Annotated in this window: 18 protein-coding genes; 9 read left to right on the top strand and 9 right to left on the bottom strand. The window is 62.1% G+C overall.

The genetic code is table 11. From position 1 onward, the window contains the following. Position 1 precedes the first annotated feature (1 nt). From P6U24_RS31615 to P6U24_RS31655, 9 genes are all read left to right on the top strand, one after another. Positions 2-265 carry a hypothetical protein gene (locus P6U24_RS31615; RefSeq protein ID WP_407156333.1) on the top strand — a complete coding sequence of 88 codons (264 nt, stop codon included), beginning with the start codon at positions 2-4 and terminating at the stop codon, positions 263-265. A 29-nt stretch (positions 266-294) separates the two neighbouring features. After that, a complete protein-coding gene (locus tag P6U24_RS31620) occupies positions 295-1,014 on the top strand; it encodes a hypothetical protein (protein ID WP_407156334.1) in 720 nt (239 codons plus the stop codon). 2 nt (positions 1,015-1,016) lie between these two features. Next, a complete protein-coding gene (locus P6U24_RS31625; RefSeq protein WP_407156335.1) occupies positions 1,017-1,268 on the top strand; it encodes a hypothetical protein in 252 nt (83 codons plus the stop codon). After that, positions 1,265-1,750, top strand: a complete 486-nt coding sequence (locus P6U24_RS31630; RefSeq protein WP_407156336.1) for a hypothetical protein — start codon at positions 1,265-1,267, stop codon at positions 1,748-1,750. The genes P6U24_RS31625 and P6U24_RS31630 overlap by 4 nt, the downstream gene beginning before the upstream one ends. Beyond that, a complete protein-coding gene (locus tag P6U24_RS31635) occupies positions 1,750-1,956 on the top strand; it encodes a hypothetical protein (protein ID WP_407156337.1) in 207 nt (68 codons plus the stop codon). Before P6U24_RS31630 ends, P6U24_RS31635 begins: the two co-directional genes overlap by 1 nt. Further along, a complete protein-coding gene (locus P6U24_RS31640) occupies positions 1,956-2,192 on the top strand; it encodes a hypothetical protein (protein WP_407156338.1) in 237 nt (78 codons plus the stop codon). The genes P6U24_RS31635 and P6U24_RS31640 overlap by 1 nt, the downstream gene beginning before the upstream one ends. Continuing rightward, positions 2,189-2,533: an HNH endonuclease signature motif containing protein gene (locus P6U24_RS31645; RefSeq protein ID WP_407156339.1), complete on the top strand. Its 345-nt coding sequence runs from the start codon at positions 2,189-2,191 to the stop codon at positions 2,531-2,533. The genes P6U24_RS31640 and P6U24_RS31645 overlap by 4 nt, the downstream gene beginning before the upstream one ends. 14 nt (positions 2,534-2,547) lie before the next feature. Next, a complete protein-coding gene (locus P6U24_RS31650; RefSeq protein ID WP_407156340.1) occupies positions 2,548-2,835 on the top strand; it encodes a transglycosylase SLT domain-containing protein in 288 nt (95 codons plus the stop codon). Between the two features lie 726 nt (positions 2,836-3,561). Then, positions 3,562-4,809, top strand: a complete 1,248-nt coding sequence (locus P6U24_RS31655) for a hypothetical protein (RefSeq protein WP_407156341.1) — start codon at positions 3,562-3,564, stop codon at positions 4,807-4,809. 88 nt (positions 4,810-4,897) lie between these two features. Here the strand turns inward: P6U24_RS31655 and P6U24_RS31660 are convergent, their stop codons facing one another. The 9 genes from P6U24_RS31660 to P6U24_RS31700 form a co-directional block, all read right to left on the bottom strand. Then, positions 4,898-7,336 (bottom strand): bifunctional DNA primase/polymerase, encoded by a 2,439-nt coding sequence (locus P6U24_RS31660; RefSeq protein ID WP_407156342.1) that lies wholly within the window; start codon positions 7,334-7,336, stop codon positions 4,898-4,900. 80 nt (positions 7,337-7,416) lie between these two features. Further along, complete coding sequence (locus P6U24_RS31665) at positions 7,417-7,620, bottom strand: DUF6511 domain-containing protein (RefSeq protein ID WP_316228685.1); 204 nt, start codon at positions 7,618-7,620, stop codon at positions 7,417-7,419. 133 nt (positions 7,621-7,753) lie between these two features. Next, positions 7,754-8,020, bottom strand: coding sequence for a hypothetical protein (locus P6U24_RS31670; RefSeq protein WP_407156343.1), 267 nt, complete (start codon positions 8,018-8,020; stop codon positions 7,754-7,756). A 14-nt stretch (positions 8,021-8,034) separates the two neighbouring features. Further along, positions 8,035-10,023, bottom strand: coding sequence for a DEAD/DEAH box helicase family protein (locus P6U24_RS31675; protein WP_407156344.1), 1,989 nt, complete (start codon positions 10,021-10,023; stop codon positions 8,035-8,037). Continuing rightward, the gene (locus tag P6U24_RS31680) at positions 10,023-10,388 is read right to left on the bottom strand and encodes a hypothetical protein (RefSeq protein ID WP_407156345.1); all 366 of its coding nucleotides are present in this window, start codon (positions 10,386-10,388) and stop codon (positions 10,023-10,025) included. Before P6U24_RS31680 ends, P6U24_RS31675 begins: the two co-directional genes overlap by 1 nt. Further along, positions 10,378-11,019: an MT-A70 family methyltransferase gene (locus P6U24_RS31685; RefSeq protein WP_407156346.1), complete on the bottom strand. Its 642-nt coding sequence runs from the start codon at positions 11,017-11,019 to the stop codon at positions 10,378-10,380. The genes P6U24_RS31680 and P6U24_RS31685 overlap by 11 nt, the downstream gene beginning before the upstream one ends. Beyond that, entirely contained in the window at positions 11,016-11,351 is a 336-nt protein-coding gene (locus tag P6U24_RS31690) for a hypothetical protein (protein ID WP_407156347.1), read from the bottom strand. The genes P6U24_RS31685 and P6U24_RS31690 overlap by 4 nt, the downstream gene beginning before the upstream one ends. Further along, on the bottom strand, positions 11,263-12,312 hold the full coding sequence (locus P6U24_RS31695; RefSeq protein ID WP_407156348.1) for a hypothetical protein: 1,050 nt from the start codon (positions 12,310-12,312) through the stop codon (positions 11,263-11,265). The genes P6U24_RS31690 and P6U24_RS31695 overlap by 89 nt, the downstream gene beginning before the upstream one ends. A gap of 200 nt (positions 12,313-12,512) precedes the next feature. Continuing rightward, positions 12,513-13,136 carry a DUF669 domain-containing protein gene (locus tag P6U24_RS31700; protein ID WP_407156349.1) on the bottom strand — a complete coding sequence of 208 codons (624 nt, stop codon included), beginning with the start codon at positions 13,134-13,136 and terminating at the stop codon, positions 12,513-12,515. Positions 13,137-13,143 lie beyond the last annotated feature (7 nt).

A 13,143-nucleotide genomic window follows, 5' to 3' on the forward strand; every position in this document is an offset into this window, starting at 1 on the left:
GATGCTGCTCACGCACAACGAAATGATGCTGACCCGCCGGGCGCTCGGGATGGAGCACGGCAACACCGTCAGCCGTAACCACCTCGCCGTTCATGCTGACGGCCACGACATCGAAGTGGCCCAGCGCCTCGCCGGGAAGGGCTGGGCGGTCCGCGATCCGGCCCGTGACTTCGGAGCCATGCGCGTCTTCCGCATCACCACCGAGGGCGCCAAGGCCCTCGGCAAGCGGCTCCCCGCCGCCCTCGACCTCGCCCCCACCGCCTGATCACCGCACCACCGAAAGCATCCCGCACCATGAACAAGCTCTACCTCTGCACCGTGGGCGGTGCCGGCATGGCCTTCGCGATCGACGCGACCATCCGCGACGTCCCGCTCTTCGCCATCGTCCTCGGCGGCCTCGCGCTGGTCAGCCTCATCGCCGGCTGGATGCACTTCAACGATGACCGCAATCTCCACGCACTGGTCGCCACCGCCGAGCGCAATGCGAGCGACAGCATGGCCGTTGCATCCGTGCGCGCGGCCGAAGCCGGCCTGTACTTGCGGGCGCTGCTCGATGCCCGCGAAGCCCTGCATGATCGCGGTAGCCGCGAGGCCGTCATCGAGATCATCGACGACGTGCTCGCCGAACTCCAAGACCCGGCCGTCTCCATCCGGTTTTGCTTCGATTGGCTGACCGACATCATCCACAACCAGAACCGCCATTGGTGGATCGACCCGGCCACCGGCGAAGACCTGCGCACCGCGCGCTACATCGTCCCGACGAAGCTCATGCTCACCGTCAGCGAGCTTGCCGAGGCGATGGAGGCTCACCGCAAGAGCCTGCCCGACGACAAGCTGCCGCAGTATCCCGGCCTCACCGTCGAGCTTGTTGATGCCCTCTTCCGCATCTTCGATCTCGCCGGCTCGCAGCGCCTCACCATGGGGCAAGCCGCCGCCGACAAGCTCGCCTTCAACGCCAGCCGCGCCGACCACTCCAATGCCGCCCGTTTGTCGGCGAACGGGAAGGCTTACTAGCCATGGCCGAAGCTCTGCTTACCCAGGCGCAAGCCTTCGTTGACCGCAAGTACGTCGCGACGGCCGACGCCCGCCAAAAGGAAATGGGCCTCGCCTACGTCACCGCCGAGCGGACCGACTTGGCGCGCGAGATCGCCGCCTTCACCGAGCGCGCGCAGTGTCAGCGGATCGCCGATCTCGAAGCTCAACTCGCCGACGCAAACAAGCGCCTCAACGCGCTGCGTGCTGCGGTCCGCATCGGAGACGGCTCATGAGGACGCTCGTCAAGCTCCGCGTCTCGCAGGCCGCGTTCGATGAGATCGCCGCCGAGTTTCGCAAACACGATTACGGCCACGTCTTCATGCGTGGCGGGCAGATCGACATGAGCGGGATCGCACTTGAGCGCGACCCTGACCGCGTGATGCCGCCGAGCATCGTCGAGGTTGATGCGAACGACATCAGCCGCGAAGCCTTCCGCAAATCTATGGTCTCGACAACTTGGGGAACGAGAACAATGAAACTGAATGACTTCGATAAGGTTCGCGCTCTGATCAAAGAGCGCGAGTACGTCAGCTCGCTTGCCGCCATGGCCTGCGCAACGCCGCCGTACCGGCTTCAGATCGGCACGGTGCATGTCAACCCGTCCCTAGCCGATCGCATCTTCCCCGAGATGGCTATGATCTTCGGACAGAAGGTCGCCGCCATCGACGAACAGCTCGCCGCCCTGGGCGTCACCACCGAACAGGAAGCCGCCTAATGGCGCGCGTCCTGACCAACGTTGAAGTGAAGATCGTTCCTCGCGTGGCCGCCAACGGCCACCCGTTCACCGAGCTACTTCACACATGGGCAGAAGACGGCGTGCCCCGCAACGCACTGTCCCGCGTCAACTACGCCACCCAAGATACGCCCGGCAATCGCGCGTATCACATTCAGATGTTCAAGCAGCGCCAAGCGAGGCACTGATGGGCGCCTATCGTTACTGCCCGAAGTGCGGGTCGGGGATGTCATCCCCGACCATCCGCGAAGTGTTCAAGGGCAAACAGCACTGCGGCGATCCGTGGACCGGACAGCCGTGCGACTACGTGCATGAAGTCGAGGATCACGAGCGCGATCTGGCGATCGAGGAGTTCATCGACGCCGCTGAAGCAACCGAGCGCCGCATGAAGCGGATCGAGTCGCTTTTGGGGCTATCGGAATGACCACGCGCCGAGATCGCATCCGAGACAAGGTGATGTCTCGCGTCGAGATGGCCGATGGCCCGCTCGATACGCCGTGCCACTTGTGGACCGGACCTACGTCGGGAAGCAGCGGCCGAGGGAAAGACTATCCGAGGATGTGCCTCGATGGCGGCACCATGGCCGTTCATATCGTGATGTACGTCATCGAGCATGGCCCGATCCCTCCCCGCAAACAACTCGACCATCTCTGCCGTGTTCGCCGCTGCGTGAACCCGGATCATCTTGAACTGGTGACGCACAAGGAAAACCAGCGTCGCCGCGACAAGGCCCGCCACTTCGAGTGTGAAGTAGTAGCGGCCTAAGAAGGAACTGAGACATGAAGCGCCCTATCCGCGCGCTCGCATTCGTGAGCGTGATCGGAGCCTCTTTGCCTGCGTTCGCCTCCGACGTTCGCGACGCCGTCAACTCCGCAGCCGACGCACAAGGCATCCTTCGCGCAATTGCGCATGCCGTGGTCAAGGTCGAGAGCAACTACAACTGTCACCTTCGCGGCAACCACGGCGAGCGCGGCATCATGCAGGTCAAACCTGAGACCGCGCGCAGCGTCGGCGTGACCGGGAACCTGTTCGATTGCGCCACGGGACTGCGCGCCGGGCGCACCTAGTGACACAACCAGTTTTGTTCGCGCCGTAACGACTGCGCTAAAATGGCACGTTGTCAGCCTAATGATTTGAAGTTGTATTTATGAGGTACACGATCTGCATGCGACAACAGTACTTACGCATCTGTATGACTAGAAGTCATTTCGGAGGCGCAAATGTACCGTGTTCTGGCAATAGTCATAACTGATTTACTTTTGGTCCTTTCGAGCGCCCATGCCGACGATTATTCCAGCGTGCGGGGAAATTGGGCTTGCGCATCGGGATGCGGGTGCACACCAGCTTCGCTACATCGGTACGCTTCGGTCACAAGCAATGGCATCGCGCGCAATGAGTGCGGCGGTGAATCTTCCTTGTCGCTCTCCGGAAATCGGCTTCAAGCTAAGGAATGGGCAGTCGGGGGTAACCTGACCTCCGATGGGGCCACCATCAATTGGGATAATGGTACAGCGTGGAAGCGACTTCAAGGAAGCGCATCCGAGCTCGAGCAGCGCATAGCATGGTGGGAGAGCCGCACCTTCTACTGCATGTCGGACGCCGGCAGATTCCCATCCAAAGAGCCAGACAGCAGCGCACCCTGCGACGACGGCGATTCGGTCATGTTCAACGCTCTGCTGTGCAGAGCAGGCGACCCACGAGGGTGCAACACCGTAAAGCTGTCGCAGGACGATGACGGTCGCTTCTGGAGGTCGCCGAGAAAGCGTCAGCTCCGCGCGGAGGAACCGTCCGACGTGGACGATGCAAAGACCGCACTTAAGAAAGAGCTTGGCCTTAGCAAACGCTCAAGCGATGAGACAACTTTTAGCCGCGATCATGCAACGGGCTTGTACGTCTATTTCGGTCATATGGGTGACAAAGAAAAGCAAGCCTTCGAGAAGTGGATCAGATGGATCAACTCGAACGAACGATGCCTAACCTTCTGCGGGGCCATGCCAGTCGGCACGCCTAGATTTTGCAAGAATGACCGATGCGCGTTCGGTCCTGGCGACTGTCCAACTTTAATCGCACTGGGCCGGCGGATGGGCGTTGGCGTGCCTTTCTGCTCAATCGATGGGATAACTCCAATTCCAACTGTGCAGAACCTCGCGCAAGCCATGAAGAATTTCTACGACCACACAATTAGAAGGTTTCCATTCGAGCCGCCTGAGTTGAAGTTACTGAGGGACAAGTTCGACAAGGCGCTGAAGGCCTACGAAGACGCGGTCGCGCCGATTGAGAAATTGCGCACGACGATAGAAGCCGAGGCGGTTTTAGCGCTCACGATTCCTCAGATCGACTCGACAATTGCTGCGAAAGTGAACGGTCGCGGATTCTCGCGGCACAATGCGCTAGTACAAATAATGATCTTGCAGGATTGGGGTTTAGGTAAGCGCTCGATGAGCGATGTCGCCAGCAGGATAGCCGATGAAGAGCCGCTAAACCCCTTCTTTCAGTATGTGGCCAAACGACGCTCAAGCAAGGACAGCATGCTACCGCTGATCACAAAAGAGTGCCCAGACCAAGAAGCGGATGTTCCCCATCTGCGGAGCCAATGGTCATGGGAACGCGACAGCACGGAGGAAGCGTGGAAGAATACCATGTATTGGGACTGCCTGTTTATCGCGGCCATGTACACGGAGATGGGGCTCACGCCGCCCGACCGCGATTCTAACGAAAGCGCTCTGAGGGTTATGTTGGCGGGCGCTATAAAGCACGCGCAGGAGGCCGAGGCTGTGGCAGACGCTGCGCTCAAAGAGATTGAAGATCTCCTGAAGAAGATTCTCCATCCCATCCCGACTTCGCCCATCCCGACACCGCCCATCCCGCTTCCACCCATCGCGACTTCGCCCATCCCGACACCGTCCACCCAGCTTCCACCCATCGCGCCTTCGCCCATTCCGACTCCGTCCACCCAGCTTCCACCCATCGCGCCTTCGCCCATTCCGACTCCGCACATCCCGAACATCCGGATGCCGCATATCCCCAGGCCGCACTGGTGAGCGTCAGACGCTGGCTAGAGCTGCAACGCTATCGGTGCACGGCGGAGTTTAATAAGCCGTCCGCCCGGCACGTTTATGGGCTCACCGCCTACGCCGTGGCGTAGTAACGGAACGCGGGACGACCGCCGCGCGGCCCGGTTCCCATCCGTCCGTACACCTGACTCGCGTCCTGAAGTTGCTTGATGATTGCCTCGTACCGCGCATTATCGAACAGCCCGTTGATCTGTTGCTTCAGCGAGACAGTCGTGATCCCGTTAGCACCTGCCTCCTTGATCAACCTACGCACGAACAGATATTCCGCCTGCTTATCCGTCGAAGCCAGCCGGTCCCTCATCTCCGAGATGCAGGACTTGGTCGAGAGTTCCGTCAGCCGCCCGGCCCAATCGACCAGTTCGTCCGTTAGCATCGGACGTTCCGGGTTGATGCCGATGGCAACGATGTGGGCGATGCGCAGCATGATCTCGATGGAGCGGGTCCACAGAACCTTGGAGTCCTCGCTCGCTTCTTCGGCGCATTGGGTGAAATGCTCGCGATACCACTTCGCGGCTTCCAGACCGTCACCGCCCCACTCCGCGATCACCGGATCGAGCACCGGCTGCGAAGCCATGTCGGGCAGGTTTCCACCCCGGCGCGAGAGCCTGAAGATCGCACGGCATGCCTCGACGATGCGGTCCGGTGGCTCATAGGGCTGCGTCACACGCTGGTCGAGCAACGGCTTGCCTGAGATCGGGAGCACCAGCCAGCGCGGCAGGAAGCCGTCGCCAACGCCACGGCCGGACATCGCCGGCCAGAAGTCATGCGCCGTGCTGGTGCCATAGATCGAGAAGCACGGCTGATGGATCGGCGCCGCCGTCTCCGAGGCGGCAGCCGCACCGCTGTAGGTGCCGTTCGAGGTCGTGAACAACTGAAGGATCATGTGGCGCATGTTCGACTGATGACTGCCGGCGCGCCTGTCCATGATCTTGCCGATGAAGCCGCCGAACTCATCTATGAGCGAGAGCATGACCGGGGTCTGCTCGATAGTTTTGCGCAGGGCCGAGTCCGACAGGAAGTTCTCGGGTCCGAGGAGCCGATGCATGCCGGTCTTGAACGCGAGCCGTTGCAGCGCCTTGCGCGCGTGGTCCTTGCCATAGCCGGGAGGCGCTAGGGCGACGACATAGAGGTTCGTGCGGAGATCAGTCGGACCGGCGTGATGCCGGCCGGCGATGGTGCCGACCCAGGTCAGGGCAGGCCCGATCGCACACGGGCGCGATGGACTCGAGGATGAGCCCGCCATCCACTCGACAAGCTCGCCGACAAGACCGGGGATGCCACGGCAGAGGGCTTCCAGTTCGGCCATAGAGGGCGGTGCGCCGCCCGCCGGTGATTCGCCAAGCTCTTCGTCCACAAGCTCACCAGCGGGCTCCGCAGCGGCCGTGGTGGGCGCGCCGGGCTGCGGGGAGAGGTAGGCCGAGAGATCACCACCGGCGGGCTTCGCGGCGACAGCCGGGGCCGGCGTCGGGTGCCATTCGTGCTGCGGCGGTGGCGTCAATGCCTCCTCGATTGCCGTGCGCAGCGGGGCCTCCCCCTGATCACGGCGCTCCCGCTCGGCGATCATTGCCAGCGTCTTCGGCCCCATCGTCAGGGTAATGTTCGGCGAGAAGTCATAGCCCAGGCAGCCGCCGAGCCACTGCACGGCCGCGTCCAACTCGGAGTCGGGGATCTGCAACGTCTTCATCACGACGTTGAGCGCCGTGAACCGATCGCCGGTTCCGAAGTCCTCGATACCGCCGGGCGAGATCGACAGGTTCGGGCTACGGCGGCTCATGGGGCGGCCCGAGCCCGAGGGGCGCCATGGCGCCACGGCGCGGTAGACACGGCCCAGGAAGCGCCCCTTCGGCAGGTTGAGCTTCGGCGCCCATGCCTCGATACGGGAAAGCGCGTCTTCGTTGAGCTTGCGGAAGAAGTTCGAGGTGTGGCTGCTCGACGTGTCGTGGTGATCGGACACGGACGGATTGACCACCGGGCGGTCGCCATCTGGATCATAGCCGAACGCACGCAGCACCTCGCCGATCTGCTCGGCGATGTTGTCCGGCAGGACGGACAACGCAGCCACACCGACATCGAGCAGCGTTTCGTCGGTCCACCAGAAATACGGTTCCCCGGTGTCGGGGTGGATCGAGGGCGGCAAGACGGTCTGCTTGCCTTCTGCGAGCAGATCGACAAGGCCTACACGATCCGGCGTCCGGTAGTTCTTCGAGCGGATGACCTCGGTATTGCCCTGGTAGAAGAGCGAGATGCCTTTGCGACCCTTCTTCTGCACGTCGGACGGCGGCAGGATCGCCATCAACGGCGCGATGATCTCTTCCTGATCGATGTCGATGCAGATCAGGCCACGGCCGCAGGCCACGCCGACACCGGCGTCCGGCCACTTCGTCCATTGGTTGATCTGGAACTGCGACGGCCGCTCAAGGCAGAACTCATTCCAGCCTTTGAACATACGCCATTCGTCGCCGACCATCAGACCGGGGACCTTGTTGTTCGGCATGATCGGTATCGGCGAATAGCCGTTTTCGTACAACGTCGGGCCGACCTGGGCGAACGGAGAGTCAGTCATAGCGAGAGCCTTCAGAACGGGGCGACGTGGTTGAGCAGCCGAGCGCGCATCTTCTCGCCGTAGCTGTTGAGGATGGTCTTCAAGAACTCGGCCCACTCGCCTTCGCTCAGCGTGGTGAGATCGAACTTACCAATGCTTTCGAGGTAAGCGCCGGCAACGTCGCCGGCTTCGTTGAGCGCAAACAGCTCGTGCGCGCTGAGCGTCTTCGGTGCCATCTTGAAAACAGTCTCCCCCAAAGAGATGCAGTCGGTGTTGGTGCAGAGCCAAAGGACAGGCTTGCCCTGCTTCGGCGCGTAGCCGATCCCGTGCGCCAGCCGCTTGCACACGCCGCAGCACACGGGCTCGGGATCAAACCTTGATGTTGTCATTGCTCGCCTGACGTTCCCGAATGAGGCGCTTCAGCACCGTGAGTGCGTTCTTCGCGGCTCGGTGGTCGCTTGCGCTGGCCGAGAAGGACATCCGCACGGGCTCCCCTGCCCGGATGTCCACGACAATGTAGACGTGTTTGCTGCGGTGCTCGGGCTCATAGGAGTAGCCCTGCCCATCGCAGTATTCGGCAAGCGTCTGATAGATTTCATTGCGGCGCAGATTGCGCGCGGCGTTCGGTTTGCTCATGTTCCCCTCCCAATTTAGAATGGAATGTCGTCGTCAACGTCAGCGGCGCGACGGCCCCACGTACCCTCGAAAACGTCGTCATCGGCCTTCTCCTCCCAAGGCGCCATCTTGCGAAGCTGCACCACCGGCTTTGCGACTCCTGGCATTGCCGATCCCCTGGCTACGGATGGACGCGACACGCCCGGCATCGTCCGCCGCACGTTGCTGTTTGCTGCCGACATAGGATTCGCCCAGGGCTTCGCCGCTGCTTGAGCGCGTATCTTGGCCGCCTCTTCCGGCTTCCCGTTGAGTTCGTAGTTGCGGGCAACGATCTCGTCGCGAGATGGCTGCACCGAGACGAACGTCGCCGCGTTGTCCTGCGACAAGACTTGACCTGCATCGGCGAGCTTGCGGCCGATGACCTCATAATGCCGGCCGTTGGCCCGGATCATGATCTCGGCCGTCTCCCGCAGAACCTTTCTGCCGGCAGCCGCAAGCGTTTCGTTGATCGAGAACGGCGCATCATCGCCGCCGCCATGCTCCTTCCACCACTTCTCGAAGCGGACGCGCGCATAGCCCTTATGCTCGGGGCAAATCCACTCCTTGTGGACGGTGAAGCCGCACATATACTCGACGCGCACGCTCGGAGTGCCGCCGGGCTTATCGTGCCGATAGAAGGTGCGGCGGTTGACCTTCACCCAATTCGGTTTCGACGTTGAGAGGATCGGTACCGCATCTGCAGTCTGCTTGATGTTCTTCTCGACATCGCGCTCGAAGATATGGCCGCAGTCGGGACACTCGCGGAGACCCGCGAAGATCAGCGAATGGCACTCGGGGCATTCCTTGACCGGCGCTTCACCGCCGCCCTTGCCCGGCTTTCGCACCTTGACCTGATCGACCGGGCCATGCTTTCGGACGTTGCCGGCGAAGTCGAGAACCAGGCAGTCGGACTTGCCGTTGCGGATGGACTCGTGGATGTCCTTGCCCATGCATCGCGTGCCACGGCCGACCATCTGCACATAGAGCGCCGTGGACTCGGTCGGCCGTAGCATGGCGAGCAGATCAATACGCGGCGCGTTGAAGCCCGTCGTGAGCACGTTCGCATTGGTGAGCGCCGTGATCTTGCCCGCCTTGAACTCTTCGATCCAACGGTCGCGATCACCGGCATCGGTCTCGCCGTGGATCGCTTCGCACGAATAGCCGTGCCGGCGCACTTCATCACGGACGTGCATCGCGTGATCGACGCCCGAGCAGAAGAAGAGCCACGACCGGCGCGGCTTTTCATTGTTCGTCGCGAATGCGATGACCTCCTTGACAGCCGCCTCCGTGATTGGATGCTTATCGACTGCCGCCTGCAATTGACCCGGCTTATAGTCGCCACCGGACCGCCCCACGCCCTTCAGATCGAACACGGTCTGCGTCGCCTTCGAGACCAGCGGGCAGAGATAGCCCAGGTCAATAAGCTCCTTGATCGTGATTTCATAGATGATGTCGTCGAAGAGCGCGTCATCACCCTCGGTCAGCATGCCCGAGTTGAGGCGGTACGGCGTGGCGGTCAGCCCGAGGATCAGCATGTCCGGGTTGACGGCACGCAGCGCCTTTATGAACTTGCCATACATCGCGGCCTCATCCGGCGGCACCAGATGCGCTTCGTCGATCATGAGCACGTCGATGCGGCCGAACCTCTCAGCCACGCGGAACATCGATTGGATGCTTCCGAACGTGATCTGGTGATGAAGCTCCTTGCGCTTGAGCGATGCCGCATAGATACCGGCCGGTGCGAACGGCCAGATACCGAGCAGTTCGGCGAAGTTCTGCGCGACCAGCTCCTTGACGTGCGTCGCCATGATTATGCGCGTCGTCGGCTCGAAGCTGATGAACTCCTCGCAGATGGTGCCGAGCACCATTGACTTGCCGCCGCCGGTCGGAAGCACGATCAGCGGATTGCCCTTCGGCTTTTCGGCCCAATACTCATAGGGCGCGTCGCAAGCCTTGCGCTGATATTCGCGAAGGTTGACGGGCATTAGTTGAGACCACCACGCAGATGCGGACGGGCAAGGCGCAGGGCCTCCACCAAGCGCGGCGCGTATTCAAGATATTCCGCGCCGGGCTCGATCACCGCGCCCTGCGCGTCATGCTTCGCCGGGTCGAACGGAACGATCGTCCCGAGGCCCAGGCGCGCGAGCAGTACCTGCAAACTCCAGCTCGACACGCCGCCGTAGGCAACGATGGCGGCGAACGCGGCGACCACTTCGGTCGAGACCACGGTCAGACCGGCCCGCTCCAGCTCACAATCCAGGCCGAGTGCGTGCATGCCGCGTTCCTCCCCGGCGTTGAGGTATTCGGCGAAGTAGTCCTGAAAGACGGCCAGACGGCTCTTAGGCTGCATTGGTGCCTCCGAAGAAGGTGTTGTCGTTTGCTGCCCGAGCCGGGTAGCCGGGAAGGTGGAAGAGGTTCGGGACCCCGCCGGTCTTGCCGACCTCGTTGCCCCATTGGTGCCAGCCGGGTTGCGCATAGCGCGCGAACATTTCGAGGTACGGGCCATCGACCAACCGTTCGATGCGGCTGTAGGCTTCGAGGGGCTTCGCCGAGTGCTGGCCGCGAGGTTCGAGCAGCGTCCGCTCTTCGTGGCCCAATTCGAGGATCAGGCGCTGGACATCCTTACCCTTGCGCTTAGGACGGCCGCGCGTCCCGAAGATGCAAATCTCCGGGTTGGCTCGCGTCCAATAGCCCATGCCGACGTGTGGCTTCAGCGCACGGCCAAGCTTCACGTAGTAGAAGAGGATCGTGCAGTAGTCGAAGCCCCACCGCTTCAGCGTCTCGATGCCCTTGTCGAGCAGTGGATCAACGACCCACATGCCGCACGCCGAGTCTTCGGCCGCGATTTCGTTGACCGGCAACGCCTGGATGCCGGCCAGCGTCATGCAGTCATAGTGCTGCTCGGGCGAGTGCTCCTTGCCCTCTTCCGACCACGTCTCGAAGGTCCACGCCGGATCGGCGTAAATGAGCTGAAACCTCACAGGACCAACTCCGTCAGGTCGGGCTCGACTTCGTCGAGGTCGGAGTAGCGCACGTTACGGTCCTGCACCGACCGAACCTTCACCCGCTGCGGCTGAAAGACGACGCGATGGTGGCACTCGCAGAACGCAGAGCCTTCCCTGGTCGCGTCGCCGCAGACAAAGCCGTGCATGCCGAACTCGCCGGGCAAGAAGAACTGGCACTGCTCGCGCGTGGTATCGACGAAGCGAGCCTTGTTCGGAAAGTCAGACATCTTGTTCCTCTTTTGCGTCTGCGTAATAGTTGGAGAGTTCTTCGAACTGTTCGGCGCTGATCTCTTCGCAGAGCGCGCCATCACCGCCCTGATCGCGTGGATCGGGCTCACCGGGCTGCACGATGAAGACGCAGCCACTTTCGGGATGGTGGAAGTAACGCGGCACGGTCTCGGGCTTTGCGCCGTCGCGCCACTCGCGGCCGTCGCGTAGCGTGTAAAGCACCCACTCTTCCTCTTCGGAGGAGCCGATCATCTCGCCGGGCACAAGCGCCGGGATGAAGAGATGCGCCGGGCATCCGGCCTTCTGCTCATCGAGCGTGAGCGGCTTGCCCCAGCGCGCGCACGACCACGCCGCGTCGCCGAACATCTCGGGGGTGGCGTGCAAGCAAGTGCGGCAAGAAATGCGCGCGAACTCGCCGTCGTGGCAGATCGCCTTTTTGCTGCACATCGTCTTGCACTTGAACGCCATCTTGGAGTTAGGGTTTTCGTGCAACTTCGGCGGCGGGCTCGCGTACTTGATGATGCGCTCGGCGCGCTGAAGAAGGCGGATTGCCTCGACGTGGTCCGTGTGGATGCGCTCGCTGTAGACCTCGCCGGTGTTCTTGTTCCGGCAGATGTAAAGGCCGCGCTCGAAGCCGAAGAGATGGCAGTAAATGTTCAACTGCACCCAATGCGCGTAGTAGCCCTCGCGCACCGACTTCAGCCGGACGACCTCCTTGAAATACTTCTCGCCCATCGATTTGCATTCGACGACGTGCCACGTCTTCGGAGCCTCGGGGAGACCGAGCACCTTGCCGTCCATCTTGCCGCGAACATGACCGGAGATCGCCGACGCCCGGTACTGCTTGCCGCGATGATCGACTTCGTCCACCTCGCAGCCGATCATGCGCAGCGCGTTGAGCAGACGGGTCTCTTCGATCTCGCCGGTCTCGAAGGTGATCGCCTTCAGGCCGGTGATGACTTCGGGCTTCGCAGCCCAGCGGAAGGCGTACCAAAGCGCCCGCTCACACTCTTCGCCGAGCACCGAGATCGAGATGCCCATGGCGTCCCAAGCCTGACCGCGCGCCTTCGCATAGGCCGCATAGATCGCTTCGGTCGTGGCGTTTGGCGTAGGAAACTCGGCCATCAGGCAAGCCTTCATCGTTCGCGCCGAAGGGCGCGTTTGACAGGTTTGAAATTTCGGAGGGGAGGAGAATGAAGCCGGGGCCGAAGTCCCGGCTTTAGGTCAGGCGCGTCGGATGATTAGCCGCTGCGCTTCCAGGGCATCGAGCGACCGCCGCCCGAGGCTCCCGAGGAGGCCGAGCCGCCGTTCTGCGTCTGGCGAGCGGTCGAGGCATTGTTCTGTGGTTGATTGTTGTTCGCCGCGTTGGTCTGCGCACGCTGGTTGTCGTTCGCGGGCTGCGTCGCCGGCTCCTTCTCGGACGGCGGTTCGGTGTTGGCGTTGCCCTCGTGGATGAAGCGCGCGAAGACGTTGCGCTCTTTGTCCTGACCGTCCTTCTTGTAGGTCTCGATGTCCACGTCGGCCATGAACGGCTGATAGAGCGCCATGTCGGTGTTGGTAAACTCGCCCGGCCCCATGCCCATCGCGAGACCGAGGGCCTGCAACTGCTCGTGACCGTTGTTCTGCGCCCACGCGCTCGGGTTCGACAGGACGATGGTGCCGTAGACGATCGCCTTGTTGAACGGACCTTCGTCCGTCACTTCAGCCTTGAAGCTGTAGTTGTCGCCGTTCTTCTTGAAGTTCTGCTTGATCTCGCCTTCCGTGATCTGGAAGCCGTACCGTCCGCGCGGAATAACGCCGCCGCCGCCGCTCTGATTGCTCGTCGCCGCGTTGACGCCGTTGAGGTTTACGCCGAAGTCTGCCATTTGGTGC

It is taken from the genome of Bradyrhizobium sp. STM 3557 (assembly GCF_045571465.1).
Classification (GTDB): Bacteria; Pseudomonadota; Alphaproteobacteria; order Rhizobiales; family Xanthobacteraceae; genus Bradyrhizobium.